General features: G+C 73.0%; 22 protein-coding genes and 1 riboswitch. Of the genes, 11 read left to right on the top strand and 11 right to left on the bottom strand.

Annotation, left to right across the window (positions count from 1 at the left end; genetic code table 11):
• Positions 1-13 precede the first annotated feature (13 nt).
• Positions 14-718, bottom strand: coding sequence for an ion channel (locus LIV55_RS15655; protein WP_229300860.1), 705 nt, complete (start codon positions 716-718; stop codon positions 14-16).
• Between the two features lie 30 nt (positions 719-748).
• Complete coding sequence (locus tag LIV55_RS15650) at positions 749-3,589, bottom strand: FtsK/SpoIIIE family DNA translocase (RefSeq protein ID WP_229300859.1); 2,841 nt, start codon at positions 3,587-3,589, stop codon at positions 749-751.
• 128 nt (positions 3,590-3,717) lie between these two features.
• Here LIV55_RS15650 and LIV55_RS15645 point away from each other — a divergent pair, with 128 nt between their 5' ends.
• Both LIV55_RS15645 and LIV55_RS15640 read left to right on the top strand, forming a co-directional pair.
• Complete coding sequence (locus LIV55_RS15645; RefSeq protein ID WP_229300858.1) at positions 3,718-4,362, top strand: prepilin peptidase; 645 nt, start codon at positions 3,718-3,720, stop codon at positions 4,360-4,362.
• A 92-nt stretch (positions 4,363-4,454) separates the two neighbouring features.
• A riboswitch (SAM riboswitch) is annotated at positions 4,455-4,567 on the top strand.
• 40 nt (positions 4,568-4,607) lie between these two features.
• A complete protein-coding gene (locus tag LIV55_RS15640; protein WP_229300857.1) occupies positions 4,608-5,924 on the top strand; it encodes an aminotransferase class V-fold PLP-dependent enzyme in 1,317 nt (438 codons plus the stop codon).
• Positions 5,925-6,063: 139 nt separating this feature from the next.
• On the opposite strand, the gene LIV55_RS15635 is transcribed toward LIV55_RS15640, so the two are convergent.
• Both LIV55_RS15635 and dapA read right to left on the bottom strand, forming a co-directional pair.
• Complete coding sequence (locus LIV55_RS15635) at positions 6,064-7,752, bottom strand: ribonuclease J (protein WP_123090905.1); 1,689 nt, start codon at positions 7,750-7,752, stop codon at positions 6,064-6,066.
• Positions 7,749-8,648 carry a 4-hydroxy-tetrahydrodipicolinate synthase gene (gene dapA, locus LIV55_RS15630; RefSeq protein ID WP_123090906.1) on the bottom strand — a complete coding sequence of 300 codons (900 nt, stop codon included), beginning with the start codon at positions 8,646-8,648 and terminating at the stop codon, positions 7,749-7,751. Before dapA ends, LIV55_RS15635 begins: the two co-directional genes overlap by 4 nt.
• A 42-nt stretch (positions 8,649-8,690) precedes the next feature.
• Between dapA and LIV55_RS15625 the strand changes: the two genes are divergently transcribed.
• The 8 genes from LIV55_RS15625 to LIV55_RS15590 are packed head-to-tail and all read left to right on the top strand — an operon-like array spanning position 8,691 to position 14,240.
• The gene (locus LIV55_RS15625; RefSeq protein ID WP_229300856.1) at positions 8,691-9,500 is read left to right on the top strand and encodes a thymidylate synthase; all 810 of its coding nucleotides are present in this window, start codon (positions 8,691-8,693) and stop codon (positions 9,498-9,500) included.
• On the top strand, positions 9,497-10,495 hold the full coding sequence (locus LIV55_RS15620; RefSeq protein ID WP_229300855.1) for a dihydrofolate reductase: 999 nt from the start codon (positions 9,497-9,499) through the stop codon (positions 10,493-10,495). The genes LIV55_RS15625 and LIV55_RS15620 overlap by 4 nt, the downstream gene beginning before the upstream one ends.
• A gap of 36 nt (positions 10,496-10,531) precedes the next feature.
• Positions 10,532-11,170: a SatD family protein gene (locus tag LIV55_RS15615; RefSeq protein ID WP_068273908.1), complete on the top strand. Its 639-nt coding sequence runs from the start codon at positions 10,532-10,534 to the stop codon at positions 11,168-11,170.
• Positions 11,167-11,907, top strand: coding sequence for a hypothetical protein (locus LIV55_RS15610; protein ID WP_123090910.1), 741 nt, complete (start codon positions 11,167-11,169; stop codon positions 11,905-11,907). The genes LIV55_RS15615 and LIV55_RS15610 overlap by 4 nt, the downstream gene beginning before the upstream one ends.
• Before the next feature lie 20 nt (positions 11,908-11,927).
• Positions 11,928-12,653 (top strand): enoyl-CoA hydratase-related protein, encoded by a 726-nt coding sequence (locus tag LIV55_RS15605; protein ID WP_229300854.1) that lies wholly within the window; start codon positions 11,928-11,930, stop codon positions 12,651-12,653.
• Positions 12,653-13,207, top strand: coding sequence for a GNAT family N-acetyltransferase (locus LIV55_RS15600; RefSeq protein WP_201466275.1), 555 nt, complete (start codon positions 12,653-12,655; stop codon positions 13,205-13,207). The genes LIV55_RS15605 and LIV55_RS15600 overlap by 1 nt, the downstream gene beginning before the upstream one ends.
• The gene (locus LIV55_RS15595) at positions 13,204-13,929 is read left to right on the top strand and encodes an AzlC family ABC transporter permease (RefSeq protein ID WP_229300853.1); all 726 of its coding nucleotides are present in this window, start codon (positions 13,204-13,206) and stop codon (positions 13,927-13,929) included. Before LIV55_RS15600 ends, LIV55_RS15595 begins: the two co-directional genes overlap by 4 nt.
• Positions 13,926-14,240 carry an AzlD domain-containing protein gene (locus LIV55_RS15590; RefSeq protein WP_123090913.1) on the top strand — a complete coding sequence of 105 codons (315 nt, stop codon included), beginning with the start codon at positions 13,926-13,928 and terminating at the stop codon, positions 14,238-14,240. The genes LIV55_RS15595 and LIV55_RS15590 overlap by 4 nt, the downstream gene beginning before the upstream one ends.
• Here LIV55_RS15590 and LIV55_RS15585 read toward each other — a convergent pair.
• The 5 genes from LIV55_RS15585 to dapB all read right to left on the bottom strand — a co-directional run bounded on the left by LIV55_RS15585 (position 14,237) and on the right by dapB (position 18,137).
• Positions 14,237-14,854, bottom strand: coding sequence for a signal peptidase I (locus LIV55_RS15585; protein ID WP_123090914.1), 618 nt, complete (start codon positions 14,852-14,854; stop codon positions 14,237-14,239). The genes LIV55_RS15590 and LIV55_RS15585 overlap by 4 nt on opposite strands.
• Positions 14,851-15,894, bottom strand: a complete 1,044-nt coding sequence (locus LIV55_RS15580; protein ID WP_229300852.1) for a hypothetical protein — start codon at positions 15,892-15,894, stop codon at positions 14,851-14,853. Before LIV55_RS15580 ends, LIV55_RS15585 begins: the two co-directional genes overlap by 4 nt.
• Before the next feature lie 17 nt (positions 15,895-15,911).
• Complete coding sequence (locus LIV55_RS15575) at positions 15,912-16,556, bottom strand: hypothetical protein (RefSeq protein WP_229300851.1); 645 nt, start codon at positions 16,554-16,556, stop codon at positions 15,912-15,914.
• Positions 16,557-16,593: 37 nt separating this feature from the next.
• The gene (locus tag LIV55_RS15570) at positions 16,594-17,133 is read right to left on the bottom strand and encodes an alternate-type signal peptide domain-containing protein (protein WP_191563257.1); all 540 of its coding nucleotides are present in this window, start codon (positions 17,131-17,133) and stop codon (positions 16,594-16,596) included.
• A gap of 254 nt (positions 17,134-17,387) precedes the next feature.
• Positions 17,388-18,137 (bottom strand): 4-hydroxy-tetrahydrodipicolinate reductase, encoded by a 750-nt coding sequence (gene dapB / locus LIV55_RS15565; RefSeq protein ID WP_191563258.1) that lies wholly within the window; start codon positions 18,135-18,137, stop codon positions 17,388-17,390.
• Positions 18,138-18,285: 148 nt separating this feature from the next.
• Between dapB and LIV55_RS15560 the strand changes: the two genes are divergently transcribed.
• Complete coding sequence (locus tag LIV55_RS15560) at positions 18,286-18,438, top strand: hypothetical protein (protein WP_229300850.1); 153 nt, start codon at positions 18,286-18,288, stop codon at positions 18,436-18,438.
• A 98-nt stretch (positions 18,439-18,536) separates the two neighbouring features.
• Here the strand turns inward: LIV55_RS15560 and LIV55_RS15555 are convergent, their stop codons facing one another.
• Together LIV55_RS15555 and rpsO are read right to left on the bottom strand one after the other, a co-directional pair.
• Entirely contained in the window at positions 18,537-20,975 is a 2,439-nt protein-coding gene (locus LIV55_RS15555; protein WP_229300849.1) for a polyribonucleotide nucleotidyltransferase, read from the bottom strand.
• A 174-nt stretch (positions 20,976-21,149) separates the two neighbouring features.
• Positions 21,150-21,419 carry a 30S ribosomal protein S15 gene (gene rpsO / locus LIV55_RS15550; protein WP_068273884.1) on the bottom strand — a complete coding sequence of 90 codons (270 nt, stop codon included), beginning with the start codon at positions 21,417-21,419 and terminating at the stop codon, positions 21,150-21,152.
• Positions 21,420-21,527: the final 108 nt, after the last annotated feature.

Here is a 21,527-nt window from a genome sequence, read left to right as displayed (position 1 = left end):
CGGAGGGGCTCGGTCAGCGGCGCGCCTTGGCCACGGTGAGCGCGACGAGCCGGGAGATGACCATCGCGACGTACATGACGCCGGTGAGCTGCTCGATGATCGTCACAGCCCGGGCGTGCGGGCGGATCGCCCCGACGTCGGAGAGCCCGACGCTCGTGAGGTTGGCTGCGGAGAAGAAGAGCAGCTCGAGGAACGTGCGACGCGGCCCGGGGACGTGACCGGTGAACGACTCCGGCCAGATGAACTGGACCCCGAGGAAGAGGTAGGCGAAGGCGAAGAGCAGGACGGTGAAGGCCGCGCCCACCGCGAAGAGCTCGTCGCTCGTCACCCAGCTGTCGGAGAAGACGTAGGACACGAGCCCGTACGCGACGTAGAGGTAGAAGGCCGCGAGCCCGAAGTGGCCGACGGCCCCGACGAGGACGTTGTCCGGCGAGAGCACGCTCCACGCCTCGAGCGCCACGCAGGGGACGCCGATGAGCAGCGCCAGCCAGGTGAGCGAGGGCGTCGAGCGCGTGACGAAGGCGGCGATCGTCACCGCGAAGAAGGAGATGACGACGAAGACGAGCCGCCCCCACAGCTGTGCCTCCAGCCACGGCAGCAGCAGGATCGCGAGCAGCTGGATCGCGAGGAGGATCGCCGACGGCTGCTTGCGCAGCACCGCCACCCAGTAGTCCCGGCCGGACAGGGGCTTCTTCGGGGCGTACCAGACCTCGGGCATGACGTCAGCGTAGAGCCGCGGGGGCCCCGGTCAGCGCCCGGTGAGCGACCACGCGTCCTCGTCGTCCTCGTCGTCGTCGACGGGGATGTCCGTGCCGATGGGGTCGACCGCGTAGCGCCCGGTCGGAGGGGTCGGCTGCGGGTCGCGCTCGACGTCGACGACCTCCTCCTCGCCGGCGAAGGGGCGAGGACCCTCGCCTCGGCCCGGCACCTCCTGCGTGTCGTCCGGGGACACCGGGGCGGCGTCCGGCACGTCGTCTCCGCGCATGAGCGCCAGGGTTACCGGCAGCTCGTCGGGCGTGATGAGCACGTCACGGGCCTTGCTGCCCTCGGAGGGGCCGACGACGCCGCGGGACTCGAGCAGGTCCATGAGGCGGCCGGCCTTGGCGAAGCCGACGCGCAGCTTGCGCTGGAGCATCGATGTCGAGCCGAACTGCGTCGTGACGACGAGCTCGGTGGCCTGGAGCAGCACGTCGAGGTCGTCGCCGATGTCCTCGTCGATCTGCTTCTTCGGCGCCTCGACGGCGACGTCCTCGCGGTAGCGCGGGGCGAGCTGGCCGGTGACGTGCTGGACGACCTCGTGGATCTCGGACTCGGTGACCCACGCGCCCTGGACGCGCATCGGCTTGCTCTTGCCCATGGGCAAGAAGAGCGCGTCGCCCTGGCCGAGCAGCTTCTCGGCGCCCGGCTGGTCGAGGACGACCCGGCTGTCGGCGAGCGAGGAGGTCGCGAAGGCCATCCGGCTGGGCACGTTGGCCTTGATGAGGCCGGTGACGACGTCGACGGAGGGCCGCTGGGTCGCCAGCACGAGGTGGATGCCGGCGGCGCGCGCCAGCTGGGTGATGCGCACGATCGAGTCCTCGACGTCGCGCGGCGCGACCATCATGAGGTCGGCGAGCTCGTCGACGATGACGAGCAGGTAGGGGTAGGGCTGGATCGTGCGCTCGCTGCCGGGCAGCGGCTGCACGGTGCCGGCGCGGACCGCCTTGTTGAAGTCGTCGACGTGCTTGTACCCGAAGGCGGCGAGGTCGTCGTAGCGCATGTCCATCTCCTTCACCACCCACTGCAGGGCCTCGGCGGCCTTCTTCGCGTTGGTGATGATGGGCGTGATGAGGTGCGGGATCCCCTCGTACGCGGTGAGCTCGACGCGCTTGGGGTCGACGAGCACCATGCGCACCTCGTCGGGCGTGGCCCGCATGAGGATCGAGGTGATCATCGAGTTGACGAAGCTCGACTTGCCGGAGCCCGTCGCGCCGGCGACGAGGATGTGGGGCATCTTCGCGAGGTTGGCGATGACGTACCCGCCCTCGACGTCCTTGCCGACACCCATGACCATCGGGTGCTCGTTGGTCCGTGCGACGTCGCTGCGCAGCACGTCGCCGAGGCAGACCATCTCCTTGTCGGCGTTCGGGATCTCGATGCCGATGGCCGACTTGCCCGGGATGGGGCTGAGGATGCGCACGTCGGCCGAGGCCACGGCGTAGGCGATGTTCTTGCTGAGCGCGGTGACGCGCTCGACCTTGACGCCGGGGCCCAGCTCGACGACGTACCGGGTGACGGTGGGGCCGCGGTGGAAGCCGGTGACCTGCGCGTCGATGCCGAACTCGTCGAGGACGTTGGTCAGGGCGTCGACGACCTGGTCGTTGGCGGCGGAGCGCTCCTTGTGCGGCGAGCCGGCCTTGAGCGCCGCCGAGTCGGGCAGCGTGTAGGTGACGTCGCCGGCGAGGGCGAGCTGCTCGACGCGCTGCGGCAGCTGGGTCGTCGGGGGCGCCTGCAGCGGGGTCTTGTCCTTGGCGACCGGGGCGACGACGCCGTTGCCGGTCGAGCGCTTCTCGCCGGGGCGCGGGCCCCCCTTCGCCGGGGCCTCCGGGGCGGCCTCCTCTGCCGCGGCGGCCTCTGCCGCCTTCGCGGCGTCGGACTCGGCCTTCGCGGCCCGCCGGCGACGTGCCTTCTCCGCGGGCGAGACCTGGGCGGCCTGGTCGAAGGCGGTGTCGCCGTCGCGCTCGTCGAGCTCGTCGAAGCGGCGCTTGCGGGCGGCCTGCACGGCACGGGCGGCCGCCGGCGTGCTCTCGACCTCGTCGTGCGGCTGCGGCGGGGCGCCGGTGAAGACGGCCCGCAGGTAGGCGGCCCGGGTGGGGATCTCGTGCAGGGGCGTGCCCGTGACGAGCAGGAGCGAGAAGGTGCCGAGCAGCACGAGGATGATCGCCGTCGGCCACACGGTGAGCCCGGTGGCGAGCGGGTCGGAGGCGAGGAAGCCGACGATGCCGCCGGCGTCGCGCATCGGGCCGGCGCCGTCGGGGGGCTGCGGGATGCCGCGGGCGATGTGCGTCAGACCGCAGACCGACAGCGAGAGCAGGGCCAGGCCGAAGCCGAGCCGGGCGCTCGTCGCGTCGTCGGCGCCGCGCAGCAGGCGCCACCCGGCGAGGACGAGGACGAGCGGGAGGGCGTAGGCGACGCGGCCGAAGGTCCCCGCCGCCACGGCGTGCACGAGATCGGCGAGCCCGCCCTGCAGGCCCCACCACTCGACGGCGGCGACGACGACGGCGAGCGCGACGAGGGTGAAGCCGAGACCGTCACGACGGTGCTCGGGCTCGATCTGGCCGGCCTGGTGGCCCACCCGGCGGGCACCGGCGCCGGCGGCGCCGGCGACCCCCATCCACGTGCTGCGCACGGCGGCGAGCGGGAGCGGGAGACCGCCCCCCTTCGCCGAGGTCGTGCCCGACCCCTTCGAGCCGGTGCGGCCGGAGGAGCGCGAGGAGGACCGGGCCTTGGTGCCCGTGGACCGCCCCGGGCCCTTGGTCGCGGCCGTGCGACCGGGTGCGCGGGTGGATCCCCCACGCGGGCGCGCGGGGGTGCCGTTACGTGTTGCCATGCTCGCAGGCTAGGCGATCGCCACCCCTTTCACACGTGTCACACGCGCACCAGGGGCCGCCGGTTCCGGGCGAAGGGGGGTGTGGACGGCGCCGGGGAGAGCCACCGGCGCCCGCATACCCTGCGTGCGTGCCCCATGTCCTCGTCGCGCTCGCCGTCGCGCTCGTGGGCATGCCCCTCGCGTGGAGGTGGGGCCGCTCGGGCACCTACCGACGCCCCGACGAGACGGCTCCGCTGCCCGCCCACGGGTGGCTCGTGCCGGCGGTGCCGGCGCTCGCGGCCGCCCTCGTCTGGGTCGCCCGCGACGAGCCGCTCGCCGCCGCGGCGGCGACCGCGCTCCTCGCCCCGGTCGGCCTGCTCCTGCTCGCGGTCGACGCGGACGTCCACCGGCTGCCCAACGCCCTCACGCTCCCCTTCGCGGCCGCCGTCCTCGCGCTCCTCGCCCTCGCCGCGGCGACGTCCGGGCAGTGGGACGACCTGCGCCGGGCGCTCGTCGCCATGGCGGGCGTCGGCGGTGCCTTCGTGCTCGTCAGCCTCGTCCTCGGCTCGCGCGGCATCGGGATGGGTGACGCGAAGCTCGTGCTCGCCCTCGCCCCGCTGCTCGGCTGGTACGGCTGGAGCACCCTCGTCCTCGGCGTGTACGCGGCCTTCGCGCTCGGCGGTGTCGCCGCACTCGTGCTCCTCGTGCTGCGCCGGGCGGACCGCGCCACGCATCTCGCCTTCGGCCCCTACCTCGTGCTCGGGGCGGTCCTCGCGCTCCTCGTGCGCGCCTGAGCACGCCCCTCCTCCACCCAGGTCTCAGCAGACAAGACGGGGCCGGACGAGCTCGACGCCGGTCCACGACCCGCTGCTAAGGTCGCGGCCAAGGTCATGAGTGCCAGCGTCAAGCCCCGGCTCGCTGGTCGGCAACCCTCCTCCGCGGTGGGGTGCTCCGGGTGACGACCTGGCCGACGCCAGACGACGCCGGCAAGCGCGGACCCCGGCTGCCCCGAGGTCCCAGACCTCATGGGAGGCATGCCATGTCCACCACCGCTCTCGCCCCGGCCGCCCCGCCGGCGCTCCCCCGCCCCGCCGAGCCGACGCTGGCGGCCGTGCACCAGCTGCGACCCCGTCCGAGCGCACCGGCGACACCGGCACTCGTCTCCGACGGGCTCGTCTGCCCGCTCGAGTCCGGCGCCGAGGTCGAATACGCGAATCTCGACCACGGGGCCTCGACCTCGGCCTTCGTCGCCGTCAAGGCCGCCGTCGACGAGGCGAGCCTCACGTACTCGTCGGTGCACCGCGGCAACGGCTACGCCTCGCGCGTGACGAGCGCGCGCTACGAGCAGGCCCGCGAGGTCGTGGCCCGCTTCGTCGGCGCGCGCGCGGACGACCACGTGATCTTCACGCGCAACACCACCGACTCCTTCAACCTCCTCGCCTCGGTCGTGCCGCAGGACGCGCAGGTCTTCGTCTTCGGCTCCGACCACCACGCGACGATCCTGCCGTGGCGCGCCGAGCAGCTCGTCCGCCTCCCCGTGCCCTCGAGCCCGGCCGAGGCGGTCTCGGTCGTCGACGCGGCGCTGCGGACCTCGCGCACCGCCGACGCGCTCGTCGTCGTCACCGGCGCGTCGAACGTCACGGGCGAGTACTGGCCGGTCGCGCAGATCGCGGCGGTCGCCCGCCGGCACGGCGCCCGGGTCGCGCTCGACGCCGCCCAGCTCGTCCAGCACCGCGCCGTCGACCTCGCGCTCGAGGAGCTCGACTACGTCGCCTTCTCGGGGCACAAGATCTACGCCCCGTACGGCGCCGGCGTGCTCGTCGGGCGCTCGGACTGGCTCGACGCGGCCGAGCCCTACCTCGCCGGGGGCGGTGCGACCGCCGCGGTCTCCGACGAGGACACGACGTGGCAGATCGGTCCCGCCCGCCACGAGGCCGGCAGCCCGAACGTCCTCGGCGCGGTGGCCCTGGCCGTCGCGTGCGAGGTCGTCGAGGAGCACCGCGAGGCCATCGCCGAGCTCGACGAGACCCTCGGGCGGGGCCTGGTGAGCCGGCTCGACGCGATCCCCGGGGTGCAGACGCACTCGATCTTCGGGCCGACGCACGACCGGGCGCCGGTCGTCACCTTCACGGTCGAGGGGCGGTCGGCCCAGGAGGTCTCGCGCCGGCTCTCCGACGAGCACGGCATCGGGGTGCGCGACGGACGCTTCTGCGCCCACGTCCTCGTCGACGCCCTCCTCGCGCGGCAGGGGTCGGGCAGCACGAGCGCGGTCCGCGCGAGCCTGGGTCTGGCGAACTCCCCCGAGCACGTCGACCGCCTCGTCGCCGCGGTCCGCTCCCTCGCCCCGCGGGGCTGACTCCCCCTTCGCCCGCCTCCGGCTACCGACCCGGCTACGACGCGAGCTACCACGCAGTGCTGGTCGTGATGACGACCAGTACTGCGTGGTAGCTCGGGGGGTGTGGTAGCTCGGGGGTGCCGGGGCGAAGGGGTGCGCCTCAGGCCTCGACGACCGTCGGGATGATCATCGGGCGGCGACGGATCTTGCCGCCGACCCAGCCGCCGACGGCGCGGCGGATGACCTGCTGCAGCTGGTGGGGGTCGGTGACCCCCTTCGCCGTCGCGTCCTGGATCGCCGCGACGATCTTCGGACGCACCTGCTCGAAGATCTCGTCACCCTCCGCGAACCCGCGGGCGACGATCTCCGGGCCGGCGAGGATCGCGCCGCTGGAGGAGTTGATGACGACCATGACCGAGATGAAGCCCTCGTCGCGCAGGATGCGGCGGTCCTTGAGCAGGTCCTCGTCGGCCTCGCCCACGCTGCTGCCGTCGACGTAGACGTAGCCGCAGGGCACCGCGCCGACGACCCGCGCCCGGCCGTCGACGAGGTCGACGACGACGCCGTCCTCGGCGAGCGGGATGTGGTCGGGGTGAACCCCGGTCGCGATCGCGAGGTCGCGGTTGGCCACGAGGTGGCGCCACTCGCCGTGCACCGGCAGGACGTTCTTGGGCTTGACGATGTTGTAGCAGTAGAGAAGCTCGCCCGCGCTCGCGTGGCCGGAGACGTGCACCCGGTCGGTGCCGCCGCTGTGCACGACGTGGGCACCCAGGCGCATGAGGCCGTTGATGACCCGCCACACCGAGCCCTCGTTGCCGGGGATCGGCGAGGAGAGCAGCATGATGGTGTCGTCGACGCCGACGTCGATGCGGTGGTCGCGGTTGGCCATGCGGTTGAGGGCCGCCATCGGCTCGCCCTGGCTGCCGGTGCAGATGAGGACGACCTGGTCGTCGGGCAGGTCGCCGAGCTTCTTGACGTCGACGAGCACCCGGTCGGGCACGTGGAGATGACCGAGGTCGGCCGCGATCCCCATGTTGCGGATCATCGAGCGACCGACGAAGGCGACCTTGCGCCCGTTGCGCTCCGCGGCGTCGAGCACCTGCTGGACGCGGTGCATGTGCGAGGAGAAGCACGCGGCGATGATCCGCCGCTCGGCCCCGCGGAAGACCTTGTCGATCGCCGCCGAGATGTCGCGCTCGGGCGCGGTGAAGCCCGGCACCGTCGCGTTCGTGCTGTCGGTGAGGAAGAGGTCGACCCCCTCCTCGCCTGCGCGGGCGAAGGCGCGCAGGTCCGTGATCCGGCCGTCGAGCGGCAGCTGGTCCATCTTGAAGTCACCGGTGTGCAGCAGGGTGCCACCGGGCGTGCGCACGAAGACGGCGAGGGCGTCGGGGATCGAGTGGTTGACGGCGATGAACTCGCAGTCGAAGTGCCCGAAGACCTCGCGCATGCCCTCGGCGACGCCGAGGGTGTAGGGCTTGATCCGGTGCTCCTTGAGCTTGGCCTCGACGAGCGCGAGGGTCAGCTGCGAGCCGATGAGCGGCAGGTCGGGCTTGAGGCGCAGCAGGTAGGGCACGGCGCCGATGTGGTCCTCGTGCCCGTGGGTGAGGATCACCGCCTGGATGTCGTCGAGCCGGTCCTCGATGTACTCGAAGTCCGGGAGGATGAGGTCGACACCGGGCTGGTGGTCGTCGGGGAAGAGGACTCCGCAGTCGATGATCAGCAGCTGGCCGTCGTGCTCGACGACGGTCATGTTGCGCCCGATCTCGCCGAGGCCACCGAGCGGGACGACCCGCACGGCACCCTTCGCGAGCGGGGCGGGGATGTCGAGCTCGGGGTGCGGGTGGCTCATGCGACCTTCTCTGCGTGCGTGGCGGCGAGACCGGCTCGCAGGATGTCGAGGTGCTCGGGCGGGCTCTCGAGGAGCGGCAGGCGGACGGTCGCATGCTCGATGACGCCGAGCTCGACGAGCGCAGCCTTGGCCATGATCGCCCCCTGCGAGGTCGTCATGATCGCGTCGATGACCGGGATGACCCGGTCCTGGATCTCGCGGGCTCGCACGAGGTCGCCGGCGGCGACGGCCTCGACGAGCGCGGCGTTCTCACGGCCGGTGACGTGGCCGGTGACGGAGACGACGCCGACGGCACCGAGCGCGAGCAGCGGCAGGTTGAGGGCGTCCTCGCCCGAGTACCAGAGGTAGTCGGTCGCGGCCATGACGCGGATCGAGGCGGCGAGGTCCCCCTTCGCGTCCTTGACCGCGACGATCCGGTCGTGGCCCGCGAGCTCGACGAGGGTCTCGGTGGCGAAGGGGACGGCGGTGCGGCCGGGGATGTCGTAGAGCATGATCGGCAGCTCGGTCGAGTCCGCCACCGCCGTGCAGTGCGCGACGAGACCCGGCTGGGTCGGCTTGTTGTAGTACGGCGAGACGAGCAGGAGCGAGTCGGCCCCGGCCTCGGCGGCGCGGGCGGCCATCTCGATGCTGTGCGCGGTGGAGTTCGAGCCGACGCCCGCGACGACGGCGAGCCGGTCGCCGACCTCGTCGACGACCATCCGCACGACCTCGATGCTCTCGTCGGAGGTGAGGGTGGCCGACTCGCCGGTCGTGCCGTTGACGACGACGCCGTCGTGGGCGGTGTCGGCGAGGTGGCGGGCGACCGCGCGCACTCCCCCTTCGTCGACCGCACCATCTGGCGTCATCGGCGTCACCATCGCTGTCAGGACGTGGCCGAAGGGGGTGGTGTCAGGCATGTCTCGAGGGTAGCGCGGCGGACGCCGGTAGATTTGCTGCCCATGCGCCAGTACCTCGACCTCCTCCAGCACGTGCGCGACGACGGGGTCGAGAAGTCCGACCGCACGGGGACGGGCACACGCTCGGTCTTCGGCTACCAGATGCGCTTCGACCTATCGCAGGGCTTCCCCGTCCTCACGACGAAGAAGCTGCACCTGCGCTCGATCATCGGCGAGCTGCTGTGGTTCCTGCGCGGCGAGACCAACGTGCGCTGGCTGCAGGAGCGCGGCATCACGATCTGGGACGAGTGGGCCGACGAGGACGGCGAGCTCGGCCCGGTCTACGGGCACCAGTGGCGCTCGTGGCCCACCCCCGACGGCGGCACCGTCGACCAGATCGCGAAGGTCATCGAGTCGATCCGCACGAATCCCGACGGCCGCCGGCACGTCGTCTCGGCGTGGAACGTCGCCGAGGTCGACGACATGGCGCTCCCGCCCTGCCACACCCTCTTCCAGTTCTACGTCGCGCCCGGGGTCGACGGGGGCCGCGGCCGGCTGTCCTGCCAGCTCTACCAGCGCAGCGGCGACGTCTTCCTCGGCGTGCCCTTCAACATCGCCAGCTACGCGCTGCTGACGATGATCGTCGCCCAGCAGTGCGACCTTGAGCTCGGCGACCTCGTGCACACGCTCGGCGACGCCCACCTCTACCTCAACCACCTCGAGCAGGCCGACGAGCAGCTGGGGCGCGAGCCGTACCCGCTGCCGACGATGCGGATCACCCCGCGCGGCAGCGTCGACGCGTACGAGCTCGAGGACTTCGAGCTCGTCGGCTACGAGGCGCACCCGAGCATCAAGGCGCCGATCGCCGTATGAGCGGCACCGACCGCGAGCCCCGACCGGTCCACCCCGAGCTGCGGGGACGCATCCCCCTTCGTGCCGCGTCGTACGCAGTGATCACACGACCGGCCGCCGGGGCCGCCGGGCTCGAGGTGCTCCTCCAGCTGCGCAGCGGCACCCCCTTCATGGACGGGTGGTGGGCCTGCGGGGCGGCCGGGCACGTCGAGGACGCCGGGTCGGCGAGCGCGGCGCTGCGCCGCGAGGTCCGCGAGGAGCTCGGCGTCGACGTCGTGCGGGCCACGCCCCTGACGACGGTGCACCGCGGCTGCCTCGTCGGGACGATCGAGCAGCGGGCCGACTTCTTCTTCCACGTCACCGAGGTCTCGGGCGAGCCCCGGCTCGCCGAGCCCGACAAGGCCGCCGACCTGCGGTGGTACCCCCTCGACGAGCTGCCGGAGCGGGTCGTCCCGCACGAGCGGCTCGTCCTCGACGCGCTCGCGGCCGCGACGAGCGGCGGGCCGGCCGTGCCCGCGGTGCTCGAGCTGGGCTTCGAGCAGCACCTCACCCTCGTGGCAGCCATCGGCGCCAACCGCGCCATCGGCGTCGAAGGGGGGATGCCGTGGCACCTCCCGGAGGACCTGCGGCACTTCAAGGAGGTGACGACGGGCGGCGTCATGGTCATGGGCCGCCGCACGTGGGACTCCATCGGGCGGGCCCTGCCCGGTCGGCGCACCGTCGTCGTCACCTCCGACCTCACGTGGTCGGCGCCCGGCGCCGAGGTCGCCCACTCGCTGCCGGAGGCCCTCCTCGTCGCTGGCGACCGCGAGGTCTTCGTCGTCGGGGGCGGCGAGATCTACGCTCAGACGATCGAGGTGGCGAGCGCGCTCGAGATCACGCACGTCGAGGCCTCCCCCCAGGCCGAGGTCTTCTTCCCCCCGATCGACCCCGACGTCTGGGTCGAGGTCCGGCGCGTGCCGCGCGAGGGCATGACCTTCGTGCGCTACGAGCGACGCGATCGTGGTGAAGTCTGAGGCTTCATCACGACGATATGAAGGTATGTTCTTCATATGGCTCAGATGAAGGACCGGGCTGTCGCCACCCTCATCGGCGACGTCGTCGGCTCGCGCCGTGCGCGTGACCGCGCCGGTCTGCACGACCGGCTCGCGCGGGCGCTGCGGGAGATCGCGCCGGGCGCCGTCGATGCTCCGCTCGTCACCGTCGGCGACGAGTTCCAGGGCAGCTACGCCACGCCCGGGGCTGCCCTCGACGCCGCGTGGCGGCTGCGGCTGCGGCTCTCGCCCGACGTCGACGTGCGGATCGGCCTCGGTCACGGGCCGGTCGCCCGGCTCGACGAGACGACCCAGGACGGGCCCGGCTGGTGGGCGGCCCGCGAGGCGATCGACTGGGTGAAGCAGACCCAGTCGCGGGCGACCACCGAGCACCTGCGCACCGCCTACCGCAGCGCGGACGAGGGACCGGAGGTCGCGGCCGTCAACGCCGCCCTGCAGTGCCGCGACCACCTCGTCGGCGTCATGGACGAGCGCTCCCTGCGCATCCTCGCCGCCCTCGTCGCCGGGCAGTCGCAGGCCGCGGTGGCGCAGGCCGAGGGCATCAGCGCCTCCGCGGTCTCGCAGCGGGTGCGCAGCGCGGGCATCGGGGTCGTGCGGCTGGCGGCCGAGCAGCTCGCCGGCGTGGAGGCGTCATGAGCGTGCTCGCCGTGCTCCTCGTCGCCGTCGGCGTCACCGACCTGCTGCGCAGCGCGCTGCCCGTCCGGCCACGGCGCCCGGTCGTCGCCGCTGCCGCCGGCGTCGTGCTCGTCGTCGCGACCTCGGCGCTGGCCGGCACGCTCGGCACGGCCGCGGGCCGGTGGCTCGCCGTCGCCGCGGCCCTCGGGCTGCTCGCCTGGGTCCTCACGACCGAGCGCACCCTGCGCACCGGGCGCGCCTACCTCCTGCCCCTCGCCGTCCTGCTCGTCAGCGGTCTCGTGCCGCTGCTGTGGGCCGGGGCGGCGCCGGAGGTCGGGGGCCCCTTCGCCCGCTGGCTCGCCTGGGCCGAGCTGCCGTGGGCCGGCGACCCCGCGCGCGCCCTGCTCGTGGCCGGTCTCGTCCTCGTCCAGCTGAGCACGGGCAACCTCGTCGTCCGACTCGTCCTCACGAGCACCGGCGCGATGCGCCCCGGGCACGACCGCGGCCAGGAGGAGCTGCGCGGCGGGCGTCTCCTCGGCCCGCTCGAGCGGCTCTTCGTCCTCGGTCTCGGGCTCGCCGGCGAGGTCACCGCCGCCGGCCTCGTCATCGCCGCGAAGGGCCTCATCCGCTGGCCGGAGCTGCGCTCGCACGCCGACGACGAGGGTCGGCACGACATCGACAAGGTCACCGAGTACTTCCTCGTCGGCTCCTTCGTCAGCTGGCTCGTCGCGCTGGGAGCCCTCGCGCTCGCCTCCTGAGGGCCGCCTATCCTGGCCCCGTGCCCATCCGCAGCCACGTCCACGGCGACGTCCACGTCGTGACGGTCGAGCGCCCGGAGCGGCGCAACGCGATCGACCACGAGCACCTCGACGCGCTCGACGCGGCCGTCCGGGCCGCCGAGCAGGGCGGTGCCCGCGCCCTCGTCCTCACCGGGGCGCAGGGGCACTTCTGCGCCGGCGCCGATCTCACCGAGCTCGAGGACGTCGCCTTCACCGAGCGCCTCGCCGAGGTGCTCGGGCACCTCGCCTCGCTCCCGGTGACGACCGTGGCCGCGATCTCCGGGTCGTGCATGGGGCTCGGCATGCAGCTCGCCGTCGCGTGCGACGTGCGCGTCGCCACCGACGACGCCCGGTACGCCGTGCCCGTCGCCCGGCTCGGGCTCATGGTCGACCACTGGACCCTCGAGCGGGTGGCCCGCTGCTGGGGCGAGGGAGCGGCCCGCCACATGGTCCTCACCGCCGCCGTCCTCGACGCCGACGACGCCTGGCGCCTCGGCTTCGTCCAGCGCCGCGGTGACCTCGACGACGCCCTCGAGCTCGCGACCTCCGCCGCCCGGCTGGCCCCGCTGACCCAGGCCGGCTCGAAGACCGGGCTCGACGCCCGCACCCCCGACGACCTCGCGCGCTACCGCGACGCCTTCGCCACCGCCTGGGCGAGCGCGGACCTCCAGGAGGGCCGCGCCGCCTTCGCCGACCGACGACACCCCACCTTCGAAGGACGCTGATGAGCACCCCCACCCCCGATGCCGGCGTCCGCACCGCCGGGCCCAACGACCTGCCGGCCCTCGGCGTCGTCCAGGCCCTCGTGTGGCAGGAGGCCTACGACGGCGTCGTCCCCCCGGAGGTCCACGCGCAGTTCGAGCCGCAGGCTTTCGCCGCCGCGTGGCGCCAGGCCCTCGCCGAGCCGCCCGAAGGGGTGCACCGCCTCCTCGTCGCGACGGCCGGCGGCCAGGTCGTCGGCTTCGCCGCCCTCGGCCCGAGCCAGGACCCCGACACCGGTCAGGCGACCGGCGAGCTCACGGCGATCGGCGTGCACCCCCAGGCCCGGCGCACCGGGCACGGCTCGCGCCTGCTCAACGCCGTCGTCGACACGCTCAAGGGCGCGGGCGCGGACACCCTCGCCACGTGGGTGCTCGTCCCCCACGAGCAGACCCGCGCCTTCCTCGTCGGCGCCGGTCTCGCGCCCGACGGCGCCTTCCGCGACCGCGTGGTCTCCCCCGACGGGGCGACCGCCCGCGAGGTGCGCCTCGTCGCCTCGCTCGCCGACCCCGAGCCGTGAGCGCGGCCGTCGAGGACGCCGCCGTCGGGACGGCACGGCGTCAGGCCCTGTCCGTCGGCGTGGCGACGGGTGCGTACGGTGTGAGCTTCGGCGCGCTCGCGGTCGCCGCCGGCTTCGACGTGCTGCAGACCCAGGCCCTCTCGCTCCTGCTCTTCACCGGCGGCTCGCAGTTCGCCGTCGTCTCGGTGATGGGGGCCGGCGGCAGCCCGGCGACCGCCGTCGCGACCTCGACGATGCTCGGCATCCGCAACGGGCTGTACGCGCTGGAGACCTCGCGGGTGCTCGACGTGCGGGGGTGGCGCCGGCTCGCCGCCGCGCACGTGACGATCGACGAGTCGACCGCCGTGGGTCTCGCGCAGCCGACGACGCGCTCTCGTCGGGTCGGCTTCTGGTGGACCGGCCTGGCCGTCCTCGCCTTCTGGAACCTCGCGACGCTGGCCGGCTCGGCGCTCGGGAACGCGCTCGGCGACCCGCGCACGTGGGGGCTGGACGCGGCGGCGGCGGCAGCCTTCGTCGGGCTCATCTGGCCGCGGCTGCGCTCGGCCCCGACCGTCGTCACCGCCGCGGTGGCCGCGCTCGTCGCGCTCGTCTCCTACGAGTCGGTGCCGGCCGGCATCCCCGTGCTCCTCGCGGCCCTCGCCGCGCTCGTCGTCGGGCTCACCGGCGCTGGACGCACGGAGCCCGAGCCCGGGCACCTCGACGGAGAGGACCCGACGCCGTGAGCGCCTGGGCCACCGTCCTGCTCGCCGCCGTCCTCGGCTACGCGCTCAAGCTCGCGGGGTACCTCGCCCCGCCGTCCCTCGTCGAGGGGCCGCGTCGCTCGCGCGTCATCACGCTCCTGCCGGTGGCCCTGCTCGCGGGCCTGCTCGTCGTCCAGACGGCCGGCGGCGCCGACACCCTGACCCTCGACGCCCGCCTGCCCGCGGTCGTCGTCGCCGTCGCGCTCTTCGCGCTGCGGGTCAACTTCTTGCTCGTCGTCCTCGCCGCGGCCGCGACGGCCGCCGGGCTGCGCGCCCTCGGCTGGGCTGCCTAGGCCGCGTGCCGGCCGCCGCGGTGACGCCCGCGCCAGGCGGCGAGCAGCTGGTAGGCCGCGTACACGAAGAGCGCGCCCGCGCTCCAGCGCACGACGGTGTCCTTGTCGGTCTGGCTCATGCTCGAGGCGACGTAGCCCACCCACGGCACGTGGTAGCGCACGACCCCGCGCAGCTGGGTCGGGGTGACCTCCCAGTCGTCGACGCCGCCGTTGGCGTCCCCCTTCGTCGTCCAGACCGGACGGCCCGAGACGTCCTGCTCCACCGCGACGACGCGGTGGGTGACGAGGGTGGGGTCGTCCGGGCGCGGCATGACCGTGATGATCGAGCCGACGGTGACCTCCTCACGGGCCTGCTCCGCGCTCTCGACAGGGTCGACGAAGACCTGGCTGCCGACCGGCAGGGTCGGCTCCATCGAGCCCGAGAGGATCGTCAGGGGCACGAGGCCGAGCACGCGCGGCACCGCGACGACGAGGACGAGGACCGCGCCTAGCAGCGTGAGCAGGGCGAGGAGCACGAGCCTCAGCGCGCGCGACGCAGGACGCGCAGCGGTCGTGGGCTCGTCCTCGACGACCTCGGCCGGCGCGTCGGCGGGCGGGTGGAGGGTGGCGGTCATGGCAGGTTCACCTGTCCCTGGTCGGGGTTGGGGATGACGCCGGTGCACACGAAGCGGTCGTTGCGGCCGGCAGAGTCGTTGGTGGCCCGCACGAGCCAGTCGGACTCGACGTAGCGGGTGCGGTCGCCGGCGAAGGGGTACCCGCGCAGGACGAGCTCTCGGGTCGCCCCGACCGGTCCGAGCTCGCTGCCCACGAGCGGGCCGGAGAGGCGGGCGGAGGCGTCGAGCGAGCCAAGGCTCCGCCAGCTGCCCGCGACCGGTCGGACGAGGACCTCCCACCCACCCGCCATCGCGGGGGTGGGGGTGGTCGCGGTCGTCGAGGCGAGGGGCCAGCCGAACGCGAGCCGGCCGACCGAGCCCGAACCCTGCCCGCCGGAGACCTCGCTGCGGCAGGGGCTCGCGCCCGCCGGCGAGGTCGGCGCGGGGGTGCCGATCGAGAAGCGGGTTGTCGTCGTGCGCTGGGTCGAGGCCCACGTGGCCGGCGGCTTGCTCGTCTGCCGCACGACGGTCGTGATGTCGACGGAGCGTCCGGCGTGCGCGAGATAGGTGTCGCGCTCACCTGCGGCCGTCGCGGGGTAGGGCAGGGACAGGGTCGGGCACAGCACCCGGCCAGCGCCCGGTGCGAGGGTCGCGCCGGCCACGGCTCCCTGGGGGCGGGTGTACGTCGTGCCTGCGGTGATCTGGCCGGCCGAGCGGGCCGCCCAGTAGGTGCTCTGGGTCGTGCCGCCGCAGGCTCCCTGGCCGGAGGTGTAGACGAGCGCGGCCCGAGCGAGGAGGTCGTTGGTGTCCCCGGCGTCGACCCGGGTGACCCTCGTGCTGCGCACGTCGAGGTCGGCGCTCTGGCGGCGTGAGAGGTTCGTCAGGTCGACCTGGGGCCCCGACGCGGTCGCGGTCATCTCGAAGACGTCCGAGCTCGGGCCGCTGATCGTGGTCGTCGCGCTCTCCCGCCACTGGGCCTGGGTCTGGCCGCTCGGCGCACTCACGAGGAGCACGCCGGCGAGGGCCACAGCCGCCACGGGCCACAGCCGCGTCGCTCTCATCCGTCGTGCCTCTCGGCTCATGCCCGCGTCTGGGCGAAGGTGTAGGTGAAGGTGCCGCCGAAGAGCGACTGGTCCTGCAGGGCGCTCCCCCAGCCGCCGGCGCTCGCCGTCACGGGCGTGCTGATCGAGATGCGGACCGTCGAGGTCCCCACCCCCGCGCCGGTCGGCACCGAGACGGGGATGCTCACCGAGCTGCCCGACGTCACCGCGCCCCCCGGCGCCGTGATCGTCGTCGTGGTCGTCGCGCTGCCGCTGAAGGCCGAGCGGGCCGCCGAGGTGAGCTCGGTGCTCGACACGGCGAGGGCGCCCCGCAGCGTCGTGCCGGTCGCGGCGAGCGTCACCGGCTGGGCGATGACGACCCGGTCACCGGGCACGAGCGCCTCGGAGGTGAGCGTGGTGCTGATGACCCGGCACTCGACGTAACCGGGGTCGGGGGTGCACGTCGTGCTCGACGCGTACGTCCTCGACCCCGCGGGCTGCTGCGAGTGCAGCTCGGTGCGCAGCGTGCCCGTCGTCAGGCTCACCCCGCCCGAGGTGATGGTGCCGGGCTGCCGGGCGTCGTGCTCGGCCCAGCTCGCGCCGGTCCCCCCGGCCCCGGTGAGGACGACGAGACCCAGGCCGAGCGCGAGCAGTGCGCGCCATGGCGCCGCGTCCCCCCTCATGCCTGCCCCCCTCGTCGTCCCCACCGCTCCCCCCAGGTCAGCGCTGCTGCTGGACGAGCGAGATGCGCAGGGTGTTGAGGTCGAGCGTCTTGTCCTCACCAGCGGTGCCGTTGGTCTTCACGTCGTCGAAGGGCATCGTGACGGTGACCCGGGCGTCGTACGCCTTGCCGCTCGCAGTGTCCTGGGAGGTGACCGTCACGCTGTCGGCGCCGTCGACCTTCGTCGCGATGACGACGTGATCCTTGAGGGTGTTGCTCACGCCCGGGAGGTTCGCTGTGAGCTGGGCCTTGAGGGTGTTGCCGACGAGGTTCGGCCGGACCTTCGCCCGGTACTCGACCTCGTCGCCGGGGACCATCTTGAAGGCGGAGGGCGTGATCGACGTGTCGTCGCCCGTGTCCGAGGTCCCCTTGGTGTCGAACCAGCCGCCGCCGTCGACCTGCATGTCCAGGTGACCGGCGGTGATGCTCCCCGGGGCGACGTCCTTCCCCTCGCTCCACTGGGCGAAGCTGCCGCCCGCGGCGGACAGGAGGATGACACCGGCACCGACGGCGACGAGCGAGGTGGTGGTCCGGGACATGGAGATGGGCATGCGAGATCCAATCGGCTCCGCGCGGGGATCAGCCCGCGCTGGGGTGGGTGGGAGCAGACAGGTCGGCGTCGACCCCGGGCAGTCCCCCTGGACGCCCTCTCCCACCGCCGACGTTACTGGAGAGTCTTTACCATTTGCTGACTTTCGGCAGAACTAGTTGAAAGTCGCAGCATGACCCGGGTCACACCGCAGGCATGACGGCCCAGCAGGCCGTCCACGACGACCTGTCCGGCGAGAGGGCCTCACATCTGCAGATACTTCTCCAGACCCACGGTCACGCCGGGGTGCGAGGCGACGCCTCGGACCCCTTCGAGCACCCCGGGCATGAAGGAGGTGCGGTCGAAGGAGTCGTGCCGGATCGTCAGGGTCTCGCCCTCGCCGCCGAAGAGGACCTCCTGGTGGGCCACCATTCCGCGCAGCCGCACGGAGTGCACCGAGACGCCGTGGACCTGCGCGCCGCGCGCCCCGTCGGGGTCCTGCGTCGTCGCGTCCGGCGAGGCCGGCAGCCCGGCCTCGTCGCGGGCCGCGCCGATGATCTCAGCCGTCCGCGCGGCCGTGCCGCTCGGCGCGTCGACCTTGTCGGGGTGGTGCAGCTCGACGACCTCGACGGACTCGTAGAAGCGAGCGGCCTGGCGCGCGAAGGACATCATGAGGATCGCGCCGATGGCGAAGTTCGGCGCGATGAGCACGCCGACACCGTCATGGAGCGACACCTGCTCCTCGAGGCTCGCCAGGCGCTCCGGCGTCCACCCCGTCGTCCCGACGACGACATGGATCCCCCGCTCGACGCAGTGGACGACGTTCGCCGGGCTCGCCTCGGGCACGGAGAACTCCACGACGACGTCGGCGCCCGCGAGATCGCCGAGGTCGTCGCCGGCGTCGAAGCGGCCGACGAGCTCCATGCCCTCGGCCCCCTCGACGGCGCGGCAGGCCGCCGACCCCATCCGTCCCGACGCCCCGACGACCGACACCCGCACGATGCTCTCGCTCATGCGCAGCACCTTACGACCGAGCAGCGGTGCCGCCCGGGCGCGTCCCGGCGCGGCACCGTACGCATCTCCTGGCCGCGTGTCGTTCACCTGCCGTTCACCTTGGTGCTACAGTCGTAGATGAACACAGAGTGAACAAGGGGTGTACGACATGACCGTGACTCATCTGACGACGACCGCGCCGGCTTCCGCAGAGCGCCGCCTCACCTGCACCTGGGTGCCCGTCCGCGGCGAGGACGGCCGCACGCGCATGGAGATGCGCTGGGTTGAGCCGGCCCCGCGCCGCGCACGCCACGCCGCCTGAACGACCGCCTGGACCATCCGCCGCGGCGGAGGCAGACCAGGACGACGAAGGCCCCGCCCCCCACGAGGGGGACGGGGCCTTCGTCATGGGCGGCTAGATCAGCCGGCGGCGTCCTCGGAGGACGCGGGGGCCTCGGCACCCGTCTCCTCGGAGTCTGCGCCACGGCCGCGACCGCCACGACGGCGGCGGCGGCCACCCTCGCGCGCGTCGTCGTCGCCGGAGCGCTCCTCGCGCTCGGGACGGCCACCACGGTCGCCACGGTCGCCGCCGCGGTCACCGCGGTCGCCGCCGCGGTCGCCGCGGTCGCCCGCGCCGGACTCGAGCTCGGCCTGCTGCTCGTCCGAGAGGACGGCGGCCAGGCTCAGCTTGCCGCGGGGGTCGATCTCCTTGAGCTCGACCTGGACCTTGGTGCCGACGCCGAGGACGTCCTCGACCGCGTCGATCCGCTTGCCACCGACGAGCTTGCGCACCTCGGAGATGTGCAGCAGACCGTCCTTGCCCGGCAGGAGCGAGATGAACGCGCCGAAGGTCGTCGTCTTCACGACGGTCCCGAGGAAGCGCTCACCGATCTCCGGCATCTGCGGGTTGGCGATCGCGTTGACGGCGTTGCGCGCCGCGTCCGCGGAGGCGCCGTCGGCCGCACCGATGAAGACGGTGCCGTCGTCCTCGATGGAGATGTCGGCGCCGGTGTCGTCCTGGATCTGGTTGATCATCTTGCCCTTGGGCCCGATGACCTCGCCGATCTTGTCGACGGGGACCTGGACGGTGATGATCCGCGGGGCGGTGGGAGCCATCTCGTCCGGGGCGTCGATCGCCTCGTTCATGACGTCGAGGATGTGCAGGCGAGCGTCGCGGGCCTGGGTCAGCGCGCCGCCGAGCACCGAGGCGGGGATGCCGTCGAGCTTGGTGTCGAGCTGGATGGCCGTGACGAACTCACGGGTGCCGGCGACCTTGAAGTCCATGTCGCCGAAGGCGTCCTCGGCGCCGAGGATGTCGGTGAGCGCCGCGTACTGCGTCTGCCCGTCGACCTCGTCGGTGACCAGGCCCATCGCGATGCCGGCGACCGGTGCACGCAGCGGCACACCGGCGTTGAGCAGCGACAGGGTCGAGGCGCACACGGAGCCCATCGACGTCGAGCCGTTGGAGCCGAGGGCCTCGGACACCTGACGGATCGCGTAGGGGAACTCCTCGCGGCTCGGCAGCACCGGCATGAGCGCGCGCTCGGCCAGGGCCCCGTGCCCGATCTCGCGACGCTTCGGCGAGCCGACGCGACCGGTCTCACCGGTGGAGAAGGGCGGGAAGTTGTAGTTGTGCATGTAGCGCTTCTTGCTCACCGGGCTTAGCGAGTCGATCTGCTGCTCCATCTTGAGCATGTTGAGCGTCGTGACACCCATGATCTGGGTCTCGCCACGCTCGAAGATCGCCGAGCCGTGCACGCGCGGCAGGACCTCGACCTCGGCCGACAGCGCGCGGATGTCCGCGAGCCCACGACCGTCGATGCGGACCTTGTCGCGCAGGATGCGCTCGCGCACGAGCTGCTTCTGCACGGAGCGGAAGGCAGCGGAGAGCTCCTTCTCACGGCCGGCGAAGGCGGCGGGCGCGTCGGCGGAGCCGGCGAGCTCGGAGGTCATGCTCGCCTTGATCTCGTCGAGGCGGTCCTCGCGCTCCTGCTTGTCGGCGATGGTGAGCGCCTGGGCAGCCTGCTCGGAGACGGCCTGCTGGACCGCGGCGTACGCGTCGTCCTCGTAGTCGAGGAAGACCGGGAACTCCTGGACCGGCTTGGCGGCCTTGGTGGCGATCTCGGCCTGCGCGTCGCACAGGGTGCGGATGAAGCCCTTCGCGGCCTCGAGACCCTCGGCGACGACCTCCTCGGTGGGAGCGGTCTTGCCCTGGTTCTTCACGAGGTCCCACGTGGACTCGGTGGACTCGGCCTCGACCATCATGATCGCGACGTCGTCACCGACGACGCGGCCGGCGACGACCATGTCGAAGGTCGAGCGCTCGATGTCGCTGAAGTTCGGGAAGGCGACCCACTGGCCGTCGATGAGCGAGACGCGCACGCCGCCGATCGGGCCGGAGAAGGGCAGACCCGAGATCTGCGTGGACAGCGAGGCCGCGTTGATCGCGAGCACGTCGTACTGGTGGTCCGGGTGGATCGACAGCACGGTGATGACGACCTGGACCTCGTTGCGCAGGCCCTTGACGAAGGACGGGCGCAGCGGGCGGTCGATGAGACGGCAGGTGAGGATCGCGTCGGTGCCGGGGCGGCCCTCGCGACGGAAGAAGCTGCCGGGGATGCGTCCGGCGGCGTACATCCGCTCCTCGACGTCCACGGTCAGCGGGAAGAAGTCGAACTGGTCCTTGGGCTTCTTGCCGGCCGTCGTGGTCGACAGGAGCATGGTCTCGCCGTCGAGGTAGGCAGCGACGGAGCCGCCGGCCTGCTTGGCCAGTCGGCCGGTCTCGAAGCGGATGGTGCGGGTGCCGAACGAGCCGTTGTCGATGACGGCTTCGGCGGTGGTGATCTCTGGACCCTCCATCGGGCCCTCCTTACTCTCTGCGCTCGCCGAGGGACGTCGTCGTTGCGCCCTGGCGTCTAGCGGTGCACCCGTCACGGGTGCCGGGGCGGTGCCCCGGGGACGCGCCTGGTCAGGCGGCGGCCCCATACGCGAAACAAGCGGTCCCCGTGGCGGGAACCGCTTGTCGCGTAGGTCTTATCGGCGAAGGCCGAGGCGCTTGATCAGCGAGCGGTAGCGCTCGATGTCGGTGCTCTCGAGGTAGCGCAGCAGACGGCGGCGCTGACCGACGAGGAGCAGCAGCCCGCGGCGGCTGTGGTGGTCGTGCTTGTGCTCGCGGGAGTGCTCGGTCAGGTCCTTGATGCGCTGCGTGAGCATCGCGATCTGGACCTCCGGGGAGCCCGTGTCGCCCTCGCCCGTGCCGTACTCGGCGATGATCTGCTTCTTGACGTCAGTGGTCAGCGGCATGCTGGGTCTCACTGCTCCTTCTCTGGGTCGTTGCGCGGCGCGCCCGGGCATGTTCACCGAGGCTCTCTGGATCCGCGGCCGATCTCACGGCAGCACCGAGATTACCAG

The sequence above is a fragment of the Janibacter melonis genome (assembly GCF_020567375.1).
Lineage (GTDB): Bacteria > Actinomycetota > Actinomycetes > Actinomycetales > Dermatophilaceae > Marihabitans > Marihabitans melonis.
This window is presented reverse-complemented; position numbering and strand designations above follow the sequence as displayed.